Raw genomic sequence first — 17,462 nt, 5'->3', positions numbered from 1 at the left:
TCTCGTCGGGGGGCTTGAGTCGAAAACAGGCTAAAGGGTGATCACCTCCCTCCGACAGGCGGTCTCAGGAGAGACCGATCGCGCGGGCCGCTCCTTCGTCGGTGATGACCGTGCCCTTGCCGGACTCGACCTGCAACGCGCCGGTCATGATCGCTACGACCTCGGCCATGCTGTAGTCGCCCGGCTTGACCTGGGCGACCCTGCGGCCGAGGCGCTGGATGTGGATCCGGTCGGCGATCTCGAAGACGTGCGGCATGTTGTGGCTGATCAGGATCACCGGCAGCCCTCGGTCCCGGACCCGGCGGATCATGTCGAGCACCTGCCCGGACTCCTTGACGCCCAGCGCGGCGGTGGGCTCGTCCATCACCACCACGTGCCGGGCCCAGGCGACCGCGCGGGCGACGGCGACGCCCTGGCGCTGACCGCCGGAGAGCGACTCGACCGGCTGGGTGAGCGAGCGCAGGCCGATCTTGAGGTCGGCCATGTGCCGGGCCGACTCCTCCCGCATCCGCTTCTTGTCCAGCATCCGCAAGACCGTGCCGAGCAGGCCGGGACGGCGGACCTCGCGCCCGAGGAACATGTTGCTGGCGATGTCCATCGACGCGGCGACCGCGAGGTCCTGGTAGACGGTCTCGATGCCGTGCCGCCTGGCTTCGAGCGGGTCACGGAACCGTACGGCCTTGCCACCGAGGAGGATCTCCCCCGCGTCCGGCTGGAGCGCGCCGGTGAGCGCCTTGATCAGGCTCGACTTGCCCGCGCCGTTGTCGCCGATGACGGCGAGCACCTCACCGGCCATCAGGTCGAAGTCGACGCCGTCGAGGGCGGTCACGTGGCCGTAGCGCTTGACCAGGCCGCGCGCCTGCATGACCGGGACGTCGGTCATCGGTTCCTCCTTCGGGAGAGCTGGTCCACGGTGACGGCGAGGATGACCAGCACGCCGGTGATCAGGGTCTGGTAGATCGAGGGCACGCCCATGAGCTGCAGGCCGTTGCGGAAGACCCCCACGATCAGGGCGCCGACCAGGGTGCCGATCACCAGGCCGCGCCCGCCGAACAGGCTGGTGCCGCCCAGCACCACCGCGGTGATGCTGTCCAGGTTGTCGGTCTGCCCTGCCTGCGGGTCGCCGACCCCGGTCCGGGAGACCAGGAGCAGGGCGGCCACGCCGTACACGAGACCGGCGACCGTGTAGACGCCGACGGTGAGCCGGGCGGTGCGGATGCCGGTGAGGCGGGCGACCTCGGGGCTGTTGCCCAGTGCGTAGACGTGCCTGCCCCATGCGGTCTGGCCGAGCAGGTAAGTGAAGAGCAGGAACAGCCCGATGGTCACCGCGGAGCCGTAGGTGACGCTGGTCCCGCCGACCTGGAAGGTCTCTCCCAAAAAGGTCAGCTCACGGGGCAGGCCGGTGACCGTCTGGTCCTGCGAGTAGATGTGGGTGAGGGCGAAGGCGATGTTGAGCATGCCCAGCGTGACGATGAACGGCGGAAGCGGAACCGAGGTCACCAGGAGCCCGTTGATCGCTCCGAACGCCGCGCACACGAGCACGCCGATCGCGATCGCGGCCAGCGGCGGCACGGTGCCCTCCACGGCCAGCCTCGCCATGAGGACGCCGCCGAAGGCCATGATCGCGCCGTTCGACAGGTCGATCCCGGCGGTGAGGATGATCAACGTCTGGCCGATGGCCAAGGTGCCGACCACCATCACCTGCTGGATGATGAGCGAGAAGTTTCCGCCGCTCAGGAACTGGCCGCTGTTGAGGGAGAAGAAGACGCAGGCGAGCAGGAGCGCCGCCAGCGGGCCCACGGTCGGGGTGGTGAGCGCCCTGCGCAGGGTGGACGGCTCGGTCACCGACGCCTTCGAGGGCGTCGTGGTCACGGTCATGATCGTCAGCCCCAGCAGTTCTGCAGGCCGAAGGCGGTGTCCTTGGCCTCGACGCCGGCGACGGGCTTGTCGGTGATCAGGGTGACCCCGGTGTCGACGTAGCCGGAGGTCTTGGCGCCGCCCTTGGCGAAGTCGACGACGGCCTTGACGCCCTGCTGGGCCATCTTCAGCGGATACTGCTGCGAGGTGGCCGCGATCTGCCCGCTCTGCACGGCTTTGACCCCGGTGCAGCCGCCGTCGACCGAGACGACGAGCACGTCCTTGTCGCGCCCCTTGGCCTTCAGCGCGGTGTGGGCGCCCAGCGCGGCGGGTTCGTTGATGGTGTAGACGACATTGACATCGGGGGCCTTCTGCAGGCAGTTCTCCATGGCGGTCTGGCCCTTGGTCTGGTCGCCGCCGGTGTCCTGGGAACAGACCACGGACGGGTCGCCCTCGGCGATGCCGAAGCCCTTGAGGAAGCCGTCGTGCCGGAGCCTGCCGACCGCCACGCCGGGCGCGAGGTCCAGTGTCGCGATCTTGACGGGCTTGCCGGCCATGGCCGCCTTGGCGTACCGGCCGATGAGCTCGCCGGCCTTGAAGTTGTCGGTGGCGAACAGCGCGTCGGTGGCGCTCTGGGGCTCGGTGGGGCTGTCCAGGGCGATGACCGTCACCCCGGCGGAACGCGCCTTCTGCAGGGCGGGCACGATGGCCTTGGAGTCGCTCGGGGTGATGAGGATGCCCTTGACGCCGGCGGCGACCATGTTCTCGATCGCGGTGATCTGCCCCGCGTTGTCGCCGTCGAACTTGCCCGCGGCGGTGATCAGCTCCACGCCCTCGGCCTTGGCGGCGGCCGCGGCGCCCTCCTTCATCTTGACGAAGAAGGGGTTGGTCTCGGTCTTGGTGATGAGGCCGACCTTGATCGCGGCGGAGCTCCCCGAGGTCCCTCCCGTGCCGCTGGAGTCACCGCCGCAACCGGTCACGGTGGCCGTGGCCGCGAGGGCACATGCCGCGAGTGCGCCCGCGGCGCGAGTGGTAAGAGACATGGAGTACTCCCTGGTGGTCCTGGGGGGTTCAAAATGTCAACGTTGACACATGTCAACGTTGACACATGTCAACGTTGACATCCGTTGCCATGGATGATGGGCTCCGCGGAAGGAAACGTCAATGCCCTCTCGTCGTAACAAATCGACAATGTCGCCGCAGCCCGTCCCGCCGCCCGTCCCAGAAAGGCAAGGCCCATGCCCCCCACCCAGGTAGCCGTGCTCGGCGAGTGCGTCGCCGACGCCTTCACGACCGGGAGCCCGGCCCAGGGCGAGCTCGCCCTGCGTGTCCTGCCCGGCGGCAGCCCGGCCAACACCGCCGTGGCGCTGTCCCGCCTCGGCACCCCGACCCGCTTCCTCGGACGGATCTCCCGCGACTCCTTCGGCGCGCTGTTCCGCGCCCACCTCGACGCCTCCGGGGTGGACCTGGCAGGGTGCGTCACCGCCGACGAGCCCAGCACGCTCGCGGTGGCGACCCTGGACGAGTCGGGGCAGGCCGTCTACACCTTCTACGCGAAGGGCTCCGCCGACTGGCAGTGGAGCACGGCGGAGCTGACCGCCGGGCGGATCGGTGAGGTCTGCTGCCTGCACACCGGCTCCATGGCCCTGGTCGGCGCCCCCGGCGCCGAGCACGTGGAGGAGCTGCTGGCCAGAACCGCCGCCCGCGCCACCGTCTCGATCGACCCCAACGTGCGCGCCGCGTTCGCCGACCTGGCCGTCTACCGGGAGCGGATGCCCCTGTGGTGCGCGCTCGCCGACGTCGTCAAGCTCAGCGACGACGACCTGGAGCAGATCCACCCCGGCGAGCCCGCCGAACGGGTCTGCGACGCCTGGCACGCCGCCGGCGCTCGCCTGATCGTGGTGACGCGCGGCGCCCAGGGCGCGCTCGTCTCCCTCGACGGGGAACGGGCGACGGTGCCCGCCCCCGCCACGGCCGTGGTGGACACGGTCGGCGCGGGCGACTCCTTCACCGCCGGCCTGCTGCACCGCCTGCACGCCTCGGGCATGCTCGGCGGACGGCTGGACGCCCTCGACCTCGACCGGGCTCTGGACGCTGCGGCCTTCGCCTCCCGCGTCGCCGCGTTCACCTGCTCGGTGGCCGGGGCCAACCCACCGTGGGCCCGTGACCTGGCCGAAGATCCCCCTCGACCGAACACTCCCGGCAGGGCGTGACGGCGCGCGGATTCGCGTCCCGAGCCGAAACCGGGATCGTGCTCACGCCGCCCGCGCCCCCGGGTGGGTCCGGGGGCGGGACCGTGCTCACGCCGCCCGCGCCCCCAGGCTGCCCCAGGACGGTCCGAAGCCGGGGGCGGCCTCGCTTCGCCGGCTCAGACCCCTCGCAGGATCAGCCGGTGAAGCCGTCCGGCCGCCTCGCGGTCCAGGCCGAACGCCTCCTTCGCCGCCAGCCAGGCCGCCGCCCCCGCCCCGTCACCGGCCAGGAGCGCCGGCGCCCCCAGCCCGTCCCGTACGGCGGAGCACACCGGCCCCTCGCTGGTCAGCACGCTTCCGGCCAGCACGACGGGAGTACGCTCCCCCTCCCTGCGCACCTCTGCCACCGTCGCGCACAGCAGCTCGGCCGCCATTGAAACGATCTTCACGGCCACCGGGTCGCCGGCCTGCGCGGCCTGACCCACCAGCGGTGCCAGCCGTGCCAGTTCCAGCGGGGACCGCCCCTGGGCGTGGACCACGATCCGGATGGCCTCAGCTCTGCCGTCCGCGGGCGGCCACCCGGCTTCGCGTTCCCGCGGCGGGTCCGAGGGCACACCGCCGTCCTCCCCGCCGCCGTCCGTAAGGTGCCCGGCACGGTCGGCGCGGACCTGTTCGGCGACCAGGCGTGTCAGCAGCCCGTCGCTCTCGCCCAGGTTCAGGCTGTGGACAGCCGCACGGGCCGCCTCCCGTCCCAGCCAGAAGCCCGACCCCAGGTCTCCCAGCAGCCAGCCGAGCCCGTCGGAGATCGCCACCGGCCGCCCGTCCTCGATGCGGGCGGCGATGGCGCCGGTTCCCGCGATGAGCACGGTGCCGTCGGGCTCGGCCGTACCGGCCGCGAAGGCGGTGCCGAGATCGCCCGTGACGGTGGGGACGCAGCGCAGCCCGGCGCCCGCCCACATCCGGTCGAAAACGGCCCGGTCCAGTCCCCCTGCCCCGGCCATCCCGATGACCGCCCCGGCCACCCGGGCGGGGTCCGCGCCGTGGAGGGCGGTCTCCAGGGCCCGCCGGATGTTGGCGGCGGCCGTCTCGGTGCCGTGGGCGGCAGGATTGCCGCCGGCGGCCGTGCCGTACCCGATCCGCCGCCCCGAGGCGTCGAGCAGGAGCGCACGCGAGGAGGTGCCGCCGACGTCGAGGCCCAGGACGAACTCCGTCACAGGTGTTCGCCGAGGAATTCCGCCGTGGCCTCGACTGCCCGGGTGACGTGGGGCTCGGTGTCGTAGAGGTCGATGTGCAGTCTGGCGTCCACCCAGAGGAGCTTCTTGGGCTCGTCCATCCGCTTGTAGGCCTCCTCGGCGCCCTCCGGGGAGCAGAAGCGGTCCACCACGCCGTGCACGATCAGGCCGGGCTTGGGCGACAGGAAGTCGGCCCCGATCATGTTGTCCACGGTGATCAGCTCGCGGACGGAGGCCCTGGTGACCTCGTTGCGCCAGTGCGCCGAAGCGCCGCGCCCGGTGCCGTAGTAGGCGAACGGCTCGTCGCCCGGCATGGCGGCCTCGCCCTCCTCGGCCACGGCCGGCAGGTATTCCACCGGGCCGCCCCGGTCCTGGCGCTCCAGCACCTCGGTGAAGGAGGCCAGTGCGTCCCGGTAGCCGCCGGGCGACATGGCGGCGCGCATGCCGTAGGGATTGTTGTAGGCCCCGGCGATGCCGGCGAAGGCCTTCACCCGGGGATCGAACGCGGCGAACCTGAGCGCGTAGCCGGCGCCCAGGCAGATGCCGACCGCGCCGATCCTGTCGCCGTCGGCCTCGGGCCGCGAGCGCAGCAGTGAGACCGCGGCCCGCAGGTCGTGCAGCTTGCCCTGGGCGTCCTCGTGGCCGCGCGGCGTCCCGCCGGATTCGCCCCAGTTGCGGTGGTCAAATGCCAGCGTCACGTATCCCGCCTCGGCCAGCCTGGCGGCGTACAGCCCGGTGACCTGGTCCCGCGTGCCGGTGAACGGCCCGGTGAGGACCAGCGCCGGGTGCGGGCCCGGCCCGGCGGGCACTCGTAGGTCTCCGACGAGTCTGACCCCGTCGACGTCGAATTCAACTCTCTCGATCACGTTCTCCAGTCTGTACGACCCGCGCTCCGGAGGCGAGAGGCCCCGGTGCCGGGTGCCGTCCGGAGTGGGCCGACGCGCTCCCGGCCCCCGCCGCTCGGGCGGGGGCCGGGAGCGTCTCCTACGAGTCGAACCCGAGGCCCATCCGGTCCAGGGTGCGCAGCCAGAGGTTGCGCCGGCCCTGGTGGAGGTCGGCCTGGGCGATCGACCAGCGGGTCATCTGGATCCCGGCCGAACGGACCGGCTCGGGCGGGAAGGGAAGCGGCTTCTCCTTGACCATCCGGAGTTCGGTCCGCTCGGTCCGCTCGCCGTTGAGCAGGTCGAGCATGACGTTCGCCCCGAAGCGGGTCGCGCCGACGCCCATGCCGGTGTAGCCGACGGCGTAGGCGAGGCGCCCGCCGTGCGACTGCCCGTAGAAGGCGCTGAAGCGACTGCAGGTGTCGATGATGCCGCCCCACCGGTGGGTGAAGCGCAGCCCGGACAGCTGGGGGAACGTCGCGGAGAAGTGCTCGGCCAGCTTGACGAACGTCTCGTCGCGCTGTTCGTACTCCGGTTTGATCTTGCCGCCGTTGTAGTAGACCGCGTCGTAGCCGCCCCAGAGGATGCGGTTGTCGGCGGTCAGGCGGTAGTAGTGGAACTGGTTGGCCGAGTCCCCGACGCCCTGGCGGTTACGCCAGCCGACGGAGGCCAGCTGCTCGGCCGACAGCGGCTCGGTCATCAGCGCGTAGTCGTAGACCGGCACCAGGAAGTGCTTCAGCCGCCGCAGCAGCGGCTGGAAGACTCCGGTGCCGAGCGCGACCTTGGCGGCCCTGACGGTGCCGTGCGGGGTGAGCAGCTCCATGCTCGCCTGGGTGTCCTTGATGTTCCTGACCGGCGTGCGCTCGTAGATGCGCACGCCCAGGGAGAGGCAGGCCTGCCGGAGCCCCCATGCCAGTCGGGCGGGGTCGAGCATGGCGCAGCCGTCGCGCTCCCAGAAGCCACCGATGTAGGTGGGCGAGTTCACCTCCGCCCGGGTCTGGTCCTGGTCGAGGGCGTCGAAATGCAGGCCCATCTCCTGGGCGACCTGGACGCTCTCGCGCATCTCCTCCAGTTGCCAGGGCTCGGTCGCCACGTTCAGCTCACCGGTGCGCTCGTAGCCGCAGTCGATGTCGTACCTGGCGACGGTCTCGCCCATCTCGTCGAGGTTGGCCAGTCCCAGGCGTTCCAGGGTGACGACCTCTTCGGGCCAGCGCTCCAGCCCGTTGGCGATCCCGTGGGTGAGCGTCGCCATCGCGAAGCCGCCGTTGCGGCCGGAGGCCGCCCAGCCGATCCTGCGTCCCTCGAGCAGGACCACGTCCAGCGACGGGTCGCGTTCCTTGGCCATCAGGGCGGTCCACAGCCCCGAGAAGCCTCCGCCGACCACCGCGAGATCGGCGGTCGTGTTTCCGAAGAGCCGCGGTTGCGGCTCGGGTTTCGCCGGACTGTCGAGCCAGTACGGCTTGCGCTCCGCATCAGCAAGAGCCTTCAGCGGATCCACAAATCTCACTTCCCTACGGTGAGTCAAAATTATTTTTGTGTGTGTATCGCGTGGCCGTGAAGACCACACGCGGGTTCCCCCCGCCTGATTCCGATCTCGCCTCCCTGTTCTCTGCCGAGGATCTGGATACACCGAAGCCCCGTACCACCCGGTGATGGCACGGGGCTTGACGGCAGCTAGGTGCGGCGGCGCGAGAGCACCGTGTTGAACACGGCGATCGCGACGCCTATCGCGAATATAAGGGTTCCGATGATGTTGACCTGCGGCGGCACCCCGATACGGGTGGCGCCCCAGATCCACAGCGGGAACGTCTGGGTGGAACCGCTGGTGAACTGGGTGATCACGAAGTCGTCGATGGAGAGCGCGAAGGCCAGCAACGCGCCGGAGACGACGCCGGGCAGGATCATCGGGAACGTCACCCGCCAGAACGTCACCCAGGTGGACGCGCCCAGGTCCCGGGCGGCCTCCTCGATCGACGGGTCCAGCCCGATCACCCGGGCCCGCACGGTGATGGCCACGAACGACAGGGAGAACAGCACGTGCGCGATGACCACGGTCACGAAGCCGGTCTGCACCCCGCTGCTGACGAACAGCGACAGTAGCGAGGCTCCCATGACGAGCTCCGGTGAGGCGATCGCGGCGAACATCACCAGGTTGGTCGCGCCCTGGCCGCGGAAGCGGTAGCGGCCCAGGGCCAGGCCCATGAGCGTGCCGAGCAGCGTCGTGATCACCGTGGCGAGCACGGCGATCTCCAACGAGTTGATCACCGCGTCGGTCAGGTCGGGGTAGTCGCCCAGCCGGCCCCACCATTTGAGGGTGAAGCCCTGCCAGGTCACGTTCGACTTGCTCTGGGTGTCGTTGAAGCCGAAGACGATCATGACCGCGATCGGCAGGAACAGCCAGACGATGATCAGCCAGACGTAGCCCTTGAGGAGGCGGTCGCCGAGCCGGGACCTGCCGCGCACCCGCTTGGCGGCCCCGGTCGTCCGCGGAGCGGTCACCGTGCTCATCGGGCCGCCGCCTCAAGGACGTTCTCGGTGCCGAGCGCCTTGGCGTAGGCGAAGATGCCGATCAGCATCGCCGCCATCAGCGTGAACGACAGCGCGGCGGCGGTCGGGTAGTCGTTGTTGACCAGATACTGGGTCTGGATGATGTTGCCGATCATCGTGTTCTCCGGACCGCCGAGGATGCCGGCGTTGACGTAGTCGGCCGTCATCGGGACGAACGTCATGAGCACCCCGGCGAAAACCCCCGGCAGCGACAGCGGCAGCACGACCTTGGTGAACGCCTCGCGCTTGGCCGCGTAGAGGTCCTGGGCGGCCTCGACCACCCGGGGGTCGACCCGTTCCAGCGCCACGTAGATCGGCAGGATCATGAACGGCAGGTAGTTGTAGACCAGGCCGCCGATCACCGCCACCGTCGTCTGCAGCACGTGGAAGTCGCCGGGCACCAGGCCGATCGACTTCAGCGGGGACAGCAGCATGCCGTCGTCGGCCAGCAGGAACTTCCACGACACCGTGCGAAGCACGAACGAGACGAAGAACGGCAGCAGCACCAGCAGCAGGTAGGTGGACTTGCGGGAGCCGCCCTTGAAGGCGATCCAGTAGGCCATCGGGTAGGCCAGCGCGACGGAGATGACCGTCGCGGTCAGGCCGTAGCCGGCCGACCGCAGGAACTGCGTCTGGTACTGCACCAGGGCGTCGCCGTACACCGAGAAGTTGAACGTCTGGACGAACCCGTTCACCACGTCGCCCTCCTGGGTGGAGACCGAGGCCATGAAGACCATCGGCACCACCAGGAAGATCAGCAACCACAGACCGCCGGGTAGGATGAGCAGGTAGGGGGCGAGGCGCTTCATCGTCGGCTAGCCCTGGGTGATCGGCTGGAAGATGGACTCGAAGACCTTCTCCTCAGCCGTGGTCAGGGCCTTGTACGAGCGCAGCTTGGCCATGTCCGCGTCGGTGGGGAAGATCAGCGGGCTGTTGGCGATCCGCTCCAGCGACGCCTTGTCGTCCCCCTTGGCCTTGGCGGCGTCGGCGACGACCAGGTCCTTGGCGGCCGGGACCGGGGTGATGTAGTTGATGTACTCGACCAGCATCGTGGCGATCTTGGGCTGGTAGACGTAGTCCATCAGCGCCAGGGCGTCCACCGGGTTCTGCGCGGTCTTGGGGATGCACATGTTGTCGGTCCAGATCGTGCCGCCCTCCTCGGGCACCACGAACCTGAGGTCCTTGCCCTCGGCGACCTGCTGGAAGATGTCACCCGACCAGGCCATGGTGATCCACACGTCGCCCCGGACGAGCGCGTCGACGTAGTCGTTCTCGTAGTACTTGCGTACGAGCCCCGCGTCGCGCTGCTCCTTGAGCTTCTCCCCCGCCTTGCGCCAGTCGGCCTCGGTGGACTTGTCGGGGTCCAGGCCCAGGGCGAACATGCCGAAGTTGGCGACCTCCTGGGTGTCGAGCATCATGCCGACCTTGCCCTTGTACTTGGGGTTCCAGAGGTCCTGGATGCTCTTGACCTCGTCCACGTACTTGGGGTTGTAGGCGATGCCGGTCAGGCCGACGGTCCACGGGATCGTGTGGGTGTTGTTCGGATCCCAGGTCGGGTTCTTGACCTTCTGAGCCGCGTTGGCCGCGAAGTTCGGCAGCTTGGAGTGGTCCAGCGGGACCAGGTAGCCCAGCGCGATGGCCTTGCTCAGCTGGAGGCCGTTGGTCATGACCATCAGGTCGAAGCCGATGTCGTTGTTGGCGGCGAGCAGCGGCTGGATCTTGCCGAAGAAGGTGGTGTTGTCCTGGATGGCCTCCTGGTAGGTCACCTTGATGCCGGTGTCGGCGGTGAACAGCTCCAGGGACGGATACCGCTTGCCGTCCTTGTCGATGTAGAGCGGCCAGTTGGCGAAGCGCAGGACGTCGTTCTTCTTCTTGGAGGACCAGTAGTCGGCGACGGCGTCCGCCTTGGGCGCCTCGACCTTCTTGCCCTGAACGCCGCAGCCCGCCAGAGCCAGGCCCGCGGCGGACAGGCCCGCCAGTCGGAAGGCGTCACGGCGGGTGACCGATCGGCTCTGCGTCATGCCTCGCAGGAAGGCCGGGTCATTGTGGGAGTGGTGCATGGCGATAGTCAACTTCCGATCGCGTACGAGTGGCGCGGCTGCCAGGACAGCCAAACGGCGTCGCCGCGCTCCGCCGTACTCGTGCTGTCAAGCGCGTTCTGCTGGAAGACGGTGACCTCGGCGCCATCGGCCAAGCTCACCGTGTAGCTGTTGTAAAGGCCCAAGTAGACCACCTCGGAGACGGTGCCGGGCACGACGCTGAGGTCGCCCGCCGGTTCCTCGGTGGTAATGGTGATCTTCTCGGGGCGCACGGTGACCGCGATCGGGTCGGCGACCCGGAAGCCGTCTCCCGCCACCAGGACCCTGCCCTCCTGCCCCAGTTTCAGTACGGCGGAGCCGGAGACGATCCGGTCCACGGTCCCGCTGAGCAGGTTGGAGGTGCCGATGAAGCCCGCCACGAACGCGGTGGTCGGGCTCTCGTAGATCTCTCGCGGCGAGGCGAGCTGCTCGACCAGACCGTCGTTCATGACGGCGATGCGGTCGCTCATGGTGAGCGCCTCGCTCTGGTCGTGGGTGACGTAGACGAAGGTGATGCCGACCTCGCGCTGGATCCGCTTGAGCTCGATCTGCATGGCCTGGCGGAGCTTGAGGTCCAGGGCGCCGAGCGGCTCGTCCAGCAGGAGCGCGCGGGGCTTGTTGACCAGGGCGCGGGCCAGGGCGACCCGCTGCTGCTGGCCGCCGGACATCTCCCGGGGGCGGCGCTTCTCCCGCCCGGTGAGGGCCACGATCTCCAGTATCTCGCCGACGCGCCGCTTGATCTCGGCGTCGGGCACTTTCTTGCGCCTGAGGCCGAAGGCGACGTTCTCCCAGACGTTCATGTGCGGGAACAGCGCGTAGGACTGGAACACCATGTTCACGTCACGTTTGTTGGCCGGGACGTTGGTCACGTCCTGGCCGTGCAGCCATACCGTGCCGCGCGACGGATCCTCGAACCCGGCGATCATGCGCATCGTGGTGGTCTTGCCGCACCCTGAGGGACCGAGGAGCGAGAAGAACTCGCCCTCGGCGATTGTCAGGGTGACTCCCTTTACCGCCTGGACGACTTCTCCATGGGCGAGGTACTCCTTGACGACTCCGTCGAGTTCGATGGCGGGCACCTGGGCGGAGGTGGAGGCGGCGACGGCCGCCTCCGTACCCGCCTGGATTTCGGTCATACCAGGCTTATTCCCTCTGTGTGCGGCTATTCGCCGATGTAGTGCATGACGTGCTTGACCCGGAGATAGTCATGCAGCCCGAAAACGGACAGATCCTTACCGTAACCGGAGTGCTTGAAGCCTCCGTGCGGCATCTCCGAGACGAACGGGATGTGGGTGTTGACCCACACGACGCCGAAGTCGAGACGCTTCGACATCCGCATCGCCCGGCCGTGGTCGGAGGTCCACACCGAGCTCGACAGGCCGTACTTGACGCCGTTGGCCTTGGCCACCGCGTCGGCCTCGTCGGAGAAGGTCTGGACGGTGATGACCGGCCCGAAGACCTCGTTCTGCACCATCTCGTCGTCCTGCTGCAGGCCGTCGACGATGGTGGGCGCGAAGAAGTAGCCCTTGTCCCCGATCCGGTGACCGCCGGTCAGGACCTTGGCGTGGCCGGGGACCCGGTCGAAGAAGGCGGCGACGCGGGCGAGCTGGTTGGCGTTGTTGAGCGGGCCGTACAGGGCGTCCTCGTTGGACAGGTCGCCGGTCACGGTGCCCGCGGCCGCCTCGGTGAGCGCGGCGACGAACGCGTCGTGGACGTCCTCGTGGACCAGCACGCGGCAGGCCGCGGTACAGTCCTGGCCGCCGTTGTACAGACCCGCGGTGGCGATGGCCTCCGCGGCGGCCTTGAGGTCCTTGACGTCGTCGAAGACGACGACGGGGGCCTTGCCGCCGAGCTCCAGGTGGACCCGCTTGAGGTCTTCGGCCGCGGTCTTGGCCACGGCCATGCCCGCTCCGACCGAACCGGTGATCGCGACCATCTGCGCGGTCGGGTGCCCGACGACGAGGGCGCCGGTCTCGCGGTCGCCGACGACGACGTTGAAGACGCCCTTCGGCAGGATCTCGCCGATGATCTCAGCCAGCTTGATCGTGGAGACCGGGGTGGTGTCGGAGGGCTTGAGCACGATGGTGTTGCCCGCGGCGAGCGCGGGGGCGATCTTCCAGACCGCCATCATCATCGGGTAGTTCCACGGCGTGACCTGGCCTACCACGCCGATCGGCTCGTGCCGGACGACAGAGGTGTGATCGGCGAGGAACTCACCCGACGTCGGCCCCTCCAGGGTGCGCGCGGCACCGGCGAAGAAGCGGAAGTGGTCGGCGGCGACGGGCGTCTCGTCCTCGGCCATGCGGGCGCGCGGCTTGCCGGTGTTACGGCATTCGGCCTCGTTCAGCTCCTCGGCCCGCGCGTCGATGGCGTCGGCCACCTTCAGCAGCAGGTTGGCACGCTCGCCCGGGGTGAGCTGGCTCCATGATTCGAACGCGGCGGCCGCGGCGGCGTAGGCTTCGTCGACATCCTCCGGACCGGAGATCGGCGCCTGAAGATAGGCCTCTCCGGTGCAGGGGTCGATCACATCGGAGAATCGGCCGCTCCTGGCGTCCACGAACTCGCCGTTGACGTAGTTCCGCAGACGGGTGGGCTCAGAATTCTCAACCTGGGTGGTCAACGTTGACCTCCTTGCACAGTGGGGCTGAGTTGTCGCGACTCTTACAGAGTAGGTGCCTCGCGACAAGGGATTTCGTTGTGAAGATACCAAATTGCTACGAATTCGCTTGACAGAGGCTCTAAAGCTGACACCATGTCGCATCGGAGCCGCAACATGTCGGCAACAGCCCCGCAATACGACGCCCAGGGAGCGCGGATGACGACGCCGCCCAAGGTACGCCGCGAAAACGACGCCAGGCCAGGCCCCGTCGTCCTCGACGAGATCTCCAAACAGATCATCGAACAGTTGCAGAGCGACGGGCGAAAGCCCTACGCCGCCATAGGGAAGGCCGTCGGCCTGTCCGAGGCCGCCGTCCGGCAGCGGGTCCAGCGTCTGCTCGACGCGGGGGTCATGCAGATCGTCGCGGTCACCGACCCGCTGACCCTGGGCTTCCCCCGCCAGGCCATGATCGGCATCAAGTGCGAGGGCGATCTGGAGATGGTGGCCGACGAGCTGTCGGCCATCGCGGAGATCGACTATGTGGTCCTGACCGCCGGGTCGCTCGACATCATGGTCGAGGTCGTCTGCGAGAGCGACCAGCACCTTCTGGAGATCCTCGGCAAGATCCGCGCCATTCCCACGGTACGCGCGACGGAGACCTTCGTCTACCTCAAGCTCCACAAGCAGACCTACTCCTGGGGAACGCGCTGACCCCTCCGACCTGGGCATCACCGGTCGAGAGCCCCACGGCGGCGGAGCCACCCGGGCGTCACCGGTCGAGGTGCGCCTCCAGAACGCCGGCGAGGTCGGTGAGGAACTCGTCCACCTCGTTGACGGCGTAGCCGGGCTTGAGCATCACCGTGGCGAACCTGGCCGCGCGCACGTCTCCGGGAGTGACGGGCTGGTCGGTGGTGCCGCGCAGGGTCGCGACGACCCGGTCGAGGAAGGCGTCCACCTGATCCTCGTTGTAGCCCATGCCCAGCCGCCCTGCCCGGAAGGCGGCCCGCTCGATCCTGGCCGCGTGCTCCTCCGACGTCACGGAGGCCCCGGCCCGGCCCGCGGAAACCTCCCCTGCGGAGTCCGGCGATTCTTCGGGCCGCACGTCCCCGCCGGCCGACCGCGGATCACCGACCTGTACGCGCCCGTCGACGGACGGCGAATCACCCGCCCGCACGTCCCCGCCGACAGACGGCGGATCACCGGCCTGAGCTCTCCCGCCGGCGGGCGCGTACGGCGGCTCCTCGGGCCTCGGCCGCGGGCGGGGAGCGGGCCCGGCTCCACCGGCGAGCCGGGTCTCGATCGCCACGATGAAGGCCTCCAGCGCGAAGTCCACGGCCATCTCGTTGTAGCCGCCGAGCTTCGTGCGGAACCGCGCGTCGCGGATCTCGTCGGCGGTGATCGGCTCACCGTCCAGGGAGCCCCTGCCGAGAGTGCCCTCGATCCGGCGGACCAGAAGGTCCACCTGATCGGGGTCATATCCGCTACGCACTCCCAGCACCCGTGGAAAACGATTCAACCCCGGTTCCTTTCCCGTCCCGTTTTCACCGGCCTCCATTCTGATCGGACACCGCTGGTAAAGCGAGTGATCGCGGTAGAGTTGCGGCCTATGCGGCTTTCTCAGGTGTCCTTCCGATACTCACGCCGCACCCCCTGGATCCTGCGGGACGTCGAGCTCACCCTCCGTCCGGGCTCCGTCGTCGAGGTCACCGGGCGCAACGGGGCTGGAAAATCCACGCTGCTGCGGCTGCTCGCCGGAATCATCCCGCCGTCCCGGGGCTCGATCTCCGATCGGCCTCGCGTGGTCGGCTACGCCCCCGACGTCTTCCCCGTGGACCAGCCGTTCACCGTCACCGACTATCTCACCCACATCGCCAGGATCCGCGGCGTCTCCTCCGCCTCGGCCGAAGAGCTGGCCGGCCGGCTGAACGCCACCCACCTGCTGACCCAGCCGCTCGGTGACCTGTCCAAGGGCAGCGCGCAGAAGGTCGGGCTGATCCAGTCGCTGCTGGCCCCACCCGACCTGCTGATCCTGGACGAGCCCTTCGCCGGGCTGGACGAGCAGACCCGCACCGAACTCCCCGTGATCATCGGAGAGATCGCCTCGCACGGCGGGGCGGTCGTCGTCAGCGACCACCAGAACCAGCTGCGAGACTTCCCCGGCGCCGACCACTGGCTGGTGGGCGCCGGCGCGGTCACCGCCCAGACCGGTGAGCGGCCGCGGCAGGCGGTCATCGAAGTGCTCGTGGACGCGGCCGAGGCCGACGAGGTCGAGCAGAAGCTCCGTGCCGACGGCTACACCGTCCGGCGGACCGCGTGACGAGTGGAAAGCCCCGGCAGGGGCCTCCCCGGGGCGCCGGAGGTCGCCTCGTCCCGGGAGCCCTTCTCCCGGGACCCGCCCGCGCCCGTCACAGGTCCAGAGGACACGAATGACCCCCTCACGGCCGACCGGCATCCGCCGCAGGCCGGGGAGACACGGATGACCCCCGTGCAACGCACCGGCACCCGCCGCCCGATCGGGAGATGCGAATGATCCCCCTCGTCCGCTTCAAGCTGGCCGCCTATGCCAGGTCGCACCGGCTGTTCCAGCCGATGATCGGGCTGTTCGCGATGCTGGTCGTCTTCTATTCGACGACGGTCCCGGCGGGCAAGGAGCTGTCCTCCTACGCCGACTCGGCCGGGCTGCTCATCCTCGTCTTCGCCTGGGCCGCCCGGGGGTCGCTCGACACCGAGCCGGCGACGCAGCGGCTGATCTCGATGACGGCGGCCGGCAGGCCCGGCAGGGAGGTGGGCGCCGGGCTGCTCGCCGCGTTCGTCGTCAATCTGGGGATGGCGGCGGTCGCGGTCGCGCTGCCGCTGGGCATCGGCTTCGCGGCCATGCCGGCTCCGGGCGACCTGGCCCAGGGCGTCGCGCTGCACCTGGTCGGCCTGAGCGTCGGGACGGCGCTGGGCGCGCTGACCAGCAGGCCGATCCTGCCCTCCCCCGCCGCCTCGATGCTGGTGCTGTTCGGCGGTTACCTGGCCCTGCTGCTGATCAGCATCAGCCCGGTGGGCCGTTTCGCGGTACCGATCATGCCGTGGATGCGCGCGGCGAACGCCGGCACGCTCGACGGCGCCCTGCTCGCGCTCGCCGCCGCGGCGCTCTTCTGGAGCACGGCGGGGGTGGCCGCCTACGTACGGCTGCGCCGCACCCGCCCCTGAACGGCCGGGCATCGGCCGGCCGGCTCCCGGGATCCCGGCTGCTCGGGACGGCCCGAGATGCCGCCCCCGGTTCCGAGGACTTCGACCGAGGGAACGACCGCCCACCTCCGGCACCGGCGTGCCCCGACCTCGCATGACCAGCATGTGGGCGCACCGATGGTCAACAGGAGGATGCGACGGTTTAATACCTTTGATTCTGGTGCACCAGAAGTGGCTTGTGAGGCGGGAGTGATGACATGGCCGCGACATCCGAGGGTGACGGGCCCACCGGCACCGGAGAGGCCGCCGGGGGATTGGTGAGCGTCCTCGTGGACGAGGACGGCCTGCTGGCCAGGCTGCGGCTGGACCCGCGGACGATGCGTCTCGGGTCCCATGAGCTGGCGGACCATATCGTCGCCGCCGTACGGACGGCGCAGCGGGATCGGCTGGAGCGGATGGACGAGCCCGCTGCGCTCGCCGAGGAGGGCCTCGACGCGCAGGAGTTCATTCGCCGCCTGGACGACATGGAGGCCCAGGCGGCCCAAGATTTCGCCCGATTGACGTCGAGCCTCGATGAGACGCTCCGCCGCCTGGAAGAGAGGTGAAATATCGTGGCGAACGATGAGATCACCTGGGATGTGGCTGCTCGGCAGGCGTCCGGCCAGGGATTCCGCACGCTGGCCGATGAGCAGCAGCAATCCCACCAGAGCCTCCGAGCGCAGATAGGCGGCCGGAGCCCGTTGCCCTATCCGGAGTTCGCCGGCCCCTATCAGGAGTTCATGGGCGCGCTGTTCGACGGCTCTGAGGAGTTGACCGCCCAGTGGGGCAGGACCGGAGACGGTCAGGCCCTGATGGCGGCCCGGAACGCGCAGACCGAGGCAGCGAACAGAGGGGAGGGCTGA

The 17,462-nt window shown here is 69.4% G+C and carries 18 protein-coding genes; 6 read left to right on the top strand and 12 right to left on the bottom strand.

The features are described from left to right. Nucleotides 1-64 precede the first annotated feature (64 nt). The 3 genes from ACQPYK_RS10325 to ACQPYK_RS10315 are packed head-to-tail and all read right to left on the bottom strand — an operon-like array spanning nt 65 to nt 2,900. Nucleotides 65-883 carry an ATP-binding cassette domain-containing protein gene (locus ACQPYK_RS10325; protein WP_433253535.1) on the bottom strand — a complete coding sequence of 273 codons (819 nt, stop codon included), beginning with the start codon at nt 881-883 and terminating at the stop codon, nt 65-67. After that, entirely contained in the window at nt 880-1,878 is a 999-nt protein-coding gene (locus tag ACQPYK_RS10320) for an ABC transporter permease (RefSeq protein ID WP_433253533.1), read from the bottom strand. Before ACQPYK_RS10320 ends, ACQPYK_RS10325 begins: the two co-directional genes overlap by 4 nt. Before the next feature lie 5 nt (nt 1,879-1,883). Next, nucleotides 1,884-2,900 (bottom strand): sugar ABC transporter substrate-binding protein, encoded by a 1,017-nt coding sequence (locus ACQPYK_RS10315; protein WP_433253531.1) that lies wholly within the window; start codon nt 2,898-2,900, stop codon nt 1,884-1,886. Between the two features lie 195 nt (nt 2,901-3,095). On the opposite strand from ACQPYK_RS10315, the gene ACQPYK_RS10310 reads away from it, so the two are divergent. Next, nucleotides 3,096-4,070, top strand: coding sequence for a carbohydrate kinase family protein (locus tag ACQPYK_RS10310; RefSeq protein ID WP_433253529.1), 975 nt, complete (start codon nt 3,096-3,098; stop codon nt 4,068-4,070). Nucleotides 4,071-4,225: 155 nt separating this feature from the next. On the opposite strand, the gene ACQPYK_RS10305 is transcribed toward ACQPYK_RS10310, so the two are convergent. From ACQPYK_RS10305 to ACQPYK_RS10270, 8 genes are all read right to left on the bottom strand, one after another. Then, nucleotides 4,226-5,260, bottom strand: coding sequence for an N-acetylglucosamine kinase (locus ACQPYK_RS10305; protein ID WP_433253527.1), 1,035 nt, complete (start codon nt 5,258-5,260; stop codon nt 4,226-4,228). After that, nucleotides 5,257-6,153 carry an alpha/beta hydrolase gene (locus ACQPYK_RS10300; RefSeq protein WP_433258752.1) on the bottom strand — a complete coding sequence of 299 codons (897 nt, stop codon included), beginning with the start codon at nt 6,151-6,153 and terminating at the stop codon, nt 5,257-5,259. The genes ACQPYK_RS10305 and ACQPYK_RS10300 overlap by 4 nt, the downstream gene beginning before the upstream one ends. 109 nt (nt 6,154-6,262) lie before the next feature. Then, the gene (locus ACQPYK_RS10295) at nt 6,263-7,657 is read right to left on the bottom strand and encodes an NAD(P)/FAD-dependent oxidoreductase (RefSeq protein WP_433258751.1); all 1,395 of its coding nucleotides are present in this window, start codon (nt 7,655-7,657) and stop codon (nt 6,263-6,265) included. Nucleotides 7,658-7,833: 176 nt separating this feature from the next. Beyond that, nucleotides 7,834-8,667 (bottom strand): ABC transporter permease, encoded by an 834-nt coding sequence (locus ACQPYK_RS10290; protein ID WP_433253525.1) that lies wholly within the window; start codon nt 8,665-8,667, stop codon nt 7,834-7,836. Next, complete coding sequence (locus ACQPYK_RS10285; protein ID WP_433253523.1) at nt 8,664-9,515, bottom strand: ABC transporter permease; 852 nt, start codon at nt 9,513-9,515, stop codon at nt 8,664-8,666. Before ACQPYK_RS10285 ends, ACQPYK_RS10290 begins: the two co-directional genes overlap by 4 nt. A 6-nt stretch (nt 9,516-9,521) precedes the next feature. Further along, nucleotides 9,522-10,727, bottom strand: a complete 1,206-nt coding sequence (locus ACQPYK_RS10280) for an ABC transporter substrate-binding protein (protein WP_433253521.1) — start codon at nt 10,725-10,727, stop codon at nt 9,522-9,524. A 47-nt stretch (nt 10,728-10,774) separates the two neighbouring features. Then, entirely contained in the window at nt 10,775-11,920 is a 1,146-nt protein-coding gene (locus tag ACQPYK_RS10275) for an ABC transporter ATP-binding protein (protein WP_433253519.1), read from the bottom strand. Between the two features lie 26 nt (nt 11,921-11,946). Further along, nucleotides 11,947-13,404, bottom strand: a complete 1,458-nt coding sequence (locus ACQPYK_RS10270) for a gamma-aminobutyraldehyde dehydrogenase (RefSeq protein WP_433253517.1) — start codon at nt 13,402-13,404, stop codon at nt 11,947-11,949. 195 nt (nt 13,405-13,599) lie between these two features. Here ACQPYK_RS10270 and ACQPYK_RS10265 point away from each other — a divergent pair, with 195 nt between their 5' ends. Beyond that, on the top strand, nt 13,600-14,094 hold the full coding sequence (locus ACQPYK_RS10265; protein ID WP_433258749.1) for an Lrp/AsnC family transcriptional regulator: 495 nt from the start codon (nt 13,600-13,602) through the stop codon (nt 14,092-14,094). Between the two features lie 58 nt (nt 14,095-14,152). On the opposite strand, the gene ACQPYK_RS10260 is transcribed toward ACQPYK_RS10265, so the two are convergent. Next, nucleotides 14,153-14,899 (bottom strand): DivIVA domain-containing protein, encoded by a 747-nt coding sequence (locus ACQPYK_RS10260; protein ID WP_433253515.1) that lies wholly within the window; start codon nt 14,897-14,899, stop codon nt 14,153-14,155. Between the two features lie 90 nt (nt 14,900-14,989). Between ACQPYK_RS10260 and ACQPYK_RS10255 the strand changes: the two genes are divergently transcribed. The 4 genes from ACQPYK_RS10255 to ACQPYK_RS10240 all read left to right on the top strand — a co-directional run bounded on the left by ACQPYK_RS10255 (nt 14,990) and on the right by ACQPYK_RS10240 (nt 17,462). Continuing rightward, a complete protein-coding gene (locus ACQPYK_RS10255) occupies nt 14,990-15,700 on the top strand; it encodes an ATP-binding cassette domain-containing protein (RefSeq protein WP_433253514.1) in 711 nt (236 codons plus the stop codon). Between the two features lie 209 nt (nt 15,701-15,909). Beyond that, the gene (locus tag ACQPYK_RS10250; protein ID WP_433253512.1) at nt 15,910-16,581 is read left to right on the top strand and encodes a hypothetical protein; all 672 of its coding nucleotides are present in this window, start codon (nt 15,910-15,912) and stop codon (nt 16,579-16,581) included. Between the two features lie 236 nt (nt 16,582-16,817). Then, complete coding sequence (locus ACQPYK_RS10245; protein WP_433253510.1) at nt 16,818-17,165, top strand: YbaB/EbfC family nucleoid-associated protein; 348 nt, start codon at nt 16,818-16,820, stop codon at nt 17,163-17,165. 6 nt (nt 17,166-17,171) lie between these two features. Beyond that, nucleotides 17,172-17,462 carry a hypothetical protein gene (locus tag ACQPYK_RS10240; protein ID WP_433253508.1) on the top strand — a complete coding sequence of 97 codons (291 nt, stop codon included), beginning with the start codon at nt 17,172-17,174 and terminating at the stop codon, nt 17,460-17,462.

Origin of the sequence: Streptosporangium sp. CA-135522, from assembly GCF_050949235.1 — a bacterium.
In the GTDB taxonomy this organism is placed as follows: domain Bacteria; phylum Actinomycetota; class Actinomycetes; order Streptosporangiales; family Streptosporangiaceae; genus Streptosporangium.
The sequence above is the reverse complement of the archived record's forward strand: the minus strand, read 5'-3'. Positions and strand labels throughout refer to the sequence as shown.

Bases quoted from the DNA above. Each gene is read 5' to 3' on its own strand.
- ACQPYK_RS10325 (WP_433253535.1), bottom strand. From the start codon at position 883: ATGACCGACGTCCCGGTCATGCAGGCGCGCGGCCTGGTCAAGCGCTAC.
- ACQPYK_RS10320 (WP_433253533.1), bottom strand. From the start codon at position 1,878: ATGACCGTGACCACGACGCCCTCGAAGGCGTCGGTGACCGAGCCGTCC.
- ACQPYK_RS10315 (WP_433253531.1), bottom strand. From the start codon at position 2,900: ATGTCTCTTACCACTCGCGCCGCGGGCGCACTCGCGGCATGTGCCCTC.
- ACQPYK_RS10310 (WP_433253529.1), top strand. From the start codon at position 3,096: ATGCCCCCCACCCAGGTAGCCGTGCTCGGCGAGTGCGTCGCCGACGCC.
- ACQPYK_RS10290 (WP_433253525.1), bottom strand. From the start codon at position 8,667: ATGAGCACGGTGACCGCTCCGCGGACGACCGGGGCCGCCAAGCGGGTG.
- ACQPYK_RS10285 (WP_433253523.1), bottom strand. From the start codon at position 9,515: ATGAAGCGCCTCGCCCCCTACCTGCTCATCCTACCCGGCGGTCTGTGG.
- ACQPYK_RS10280 (WP_433253521.1), bottom strand. From the start codon at position 10,727: ATGACGCAGAGCCGATCGGTCACCCGCCGTGACGCCTTCCGACTGGCG.
- ACQPYK_RS10275 (WP_433253519.1), bottom strand. From the start codon at position 11,920: ATGACCGAAATCCAGGCGGGTACGGAGGCGGCCGTCGCCGCCTCCACC.
- ACQPYK_RS10265 (WP_433258749.1), top strand. From the start codon at position 13,600: ATGACGACGCCGCCCAAGGTACGCCGCGAAAACGACGCCAGGCCAGGC.
- ACQPYK_RS10255 (WP_433253514.1), top strand. From the start codon at position 14,990: ATGCGGCTTTCTCAGGTGTCCTTCCGATACTCACGCCGCACCCCCTGG.
- ACQPYK_RS10250 (WP_433253512.1), top strand. From the start codon at position 15,910: ATGATCCCCCTCGTCCGCTTCAAGCTGGCCGCCTATGCCAGGTCGCAC.
- ACQPYK_RS10245 (WP_433253510.1), top strand. From the start codon at position 16,818: ATGGCCGCGACATCCGAGGGTGACGGGCCCACCGGCACCGGAGAGGCC.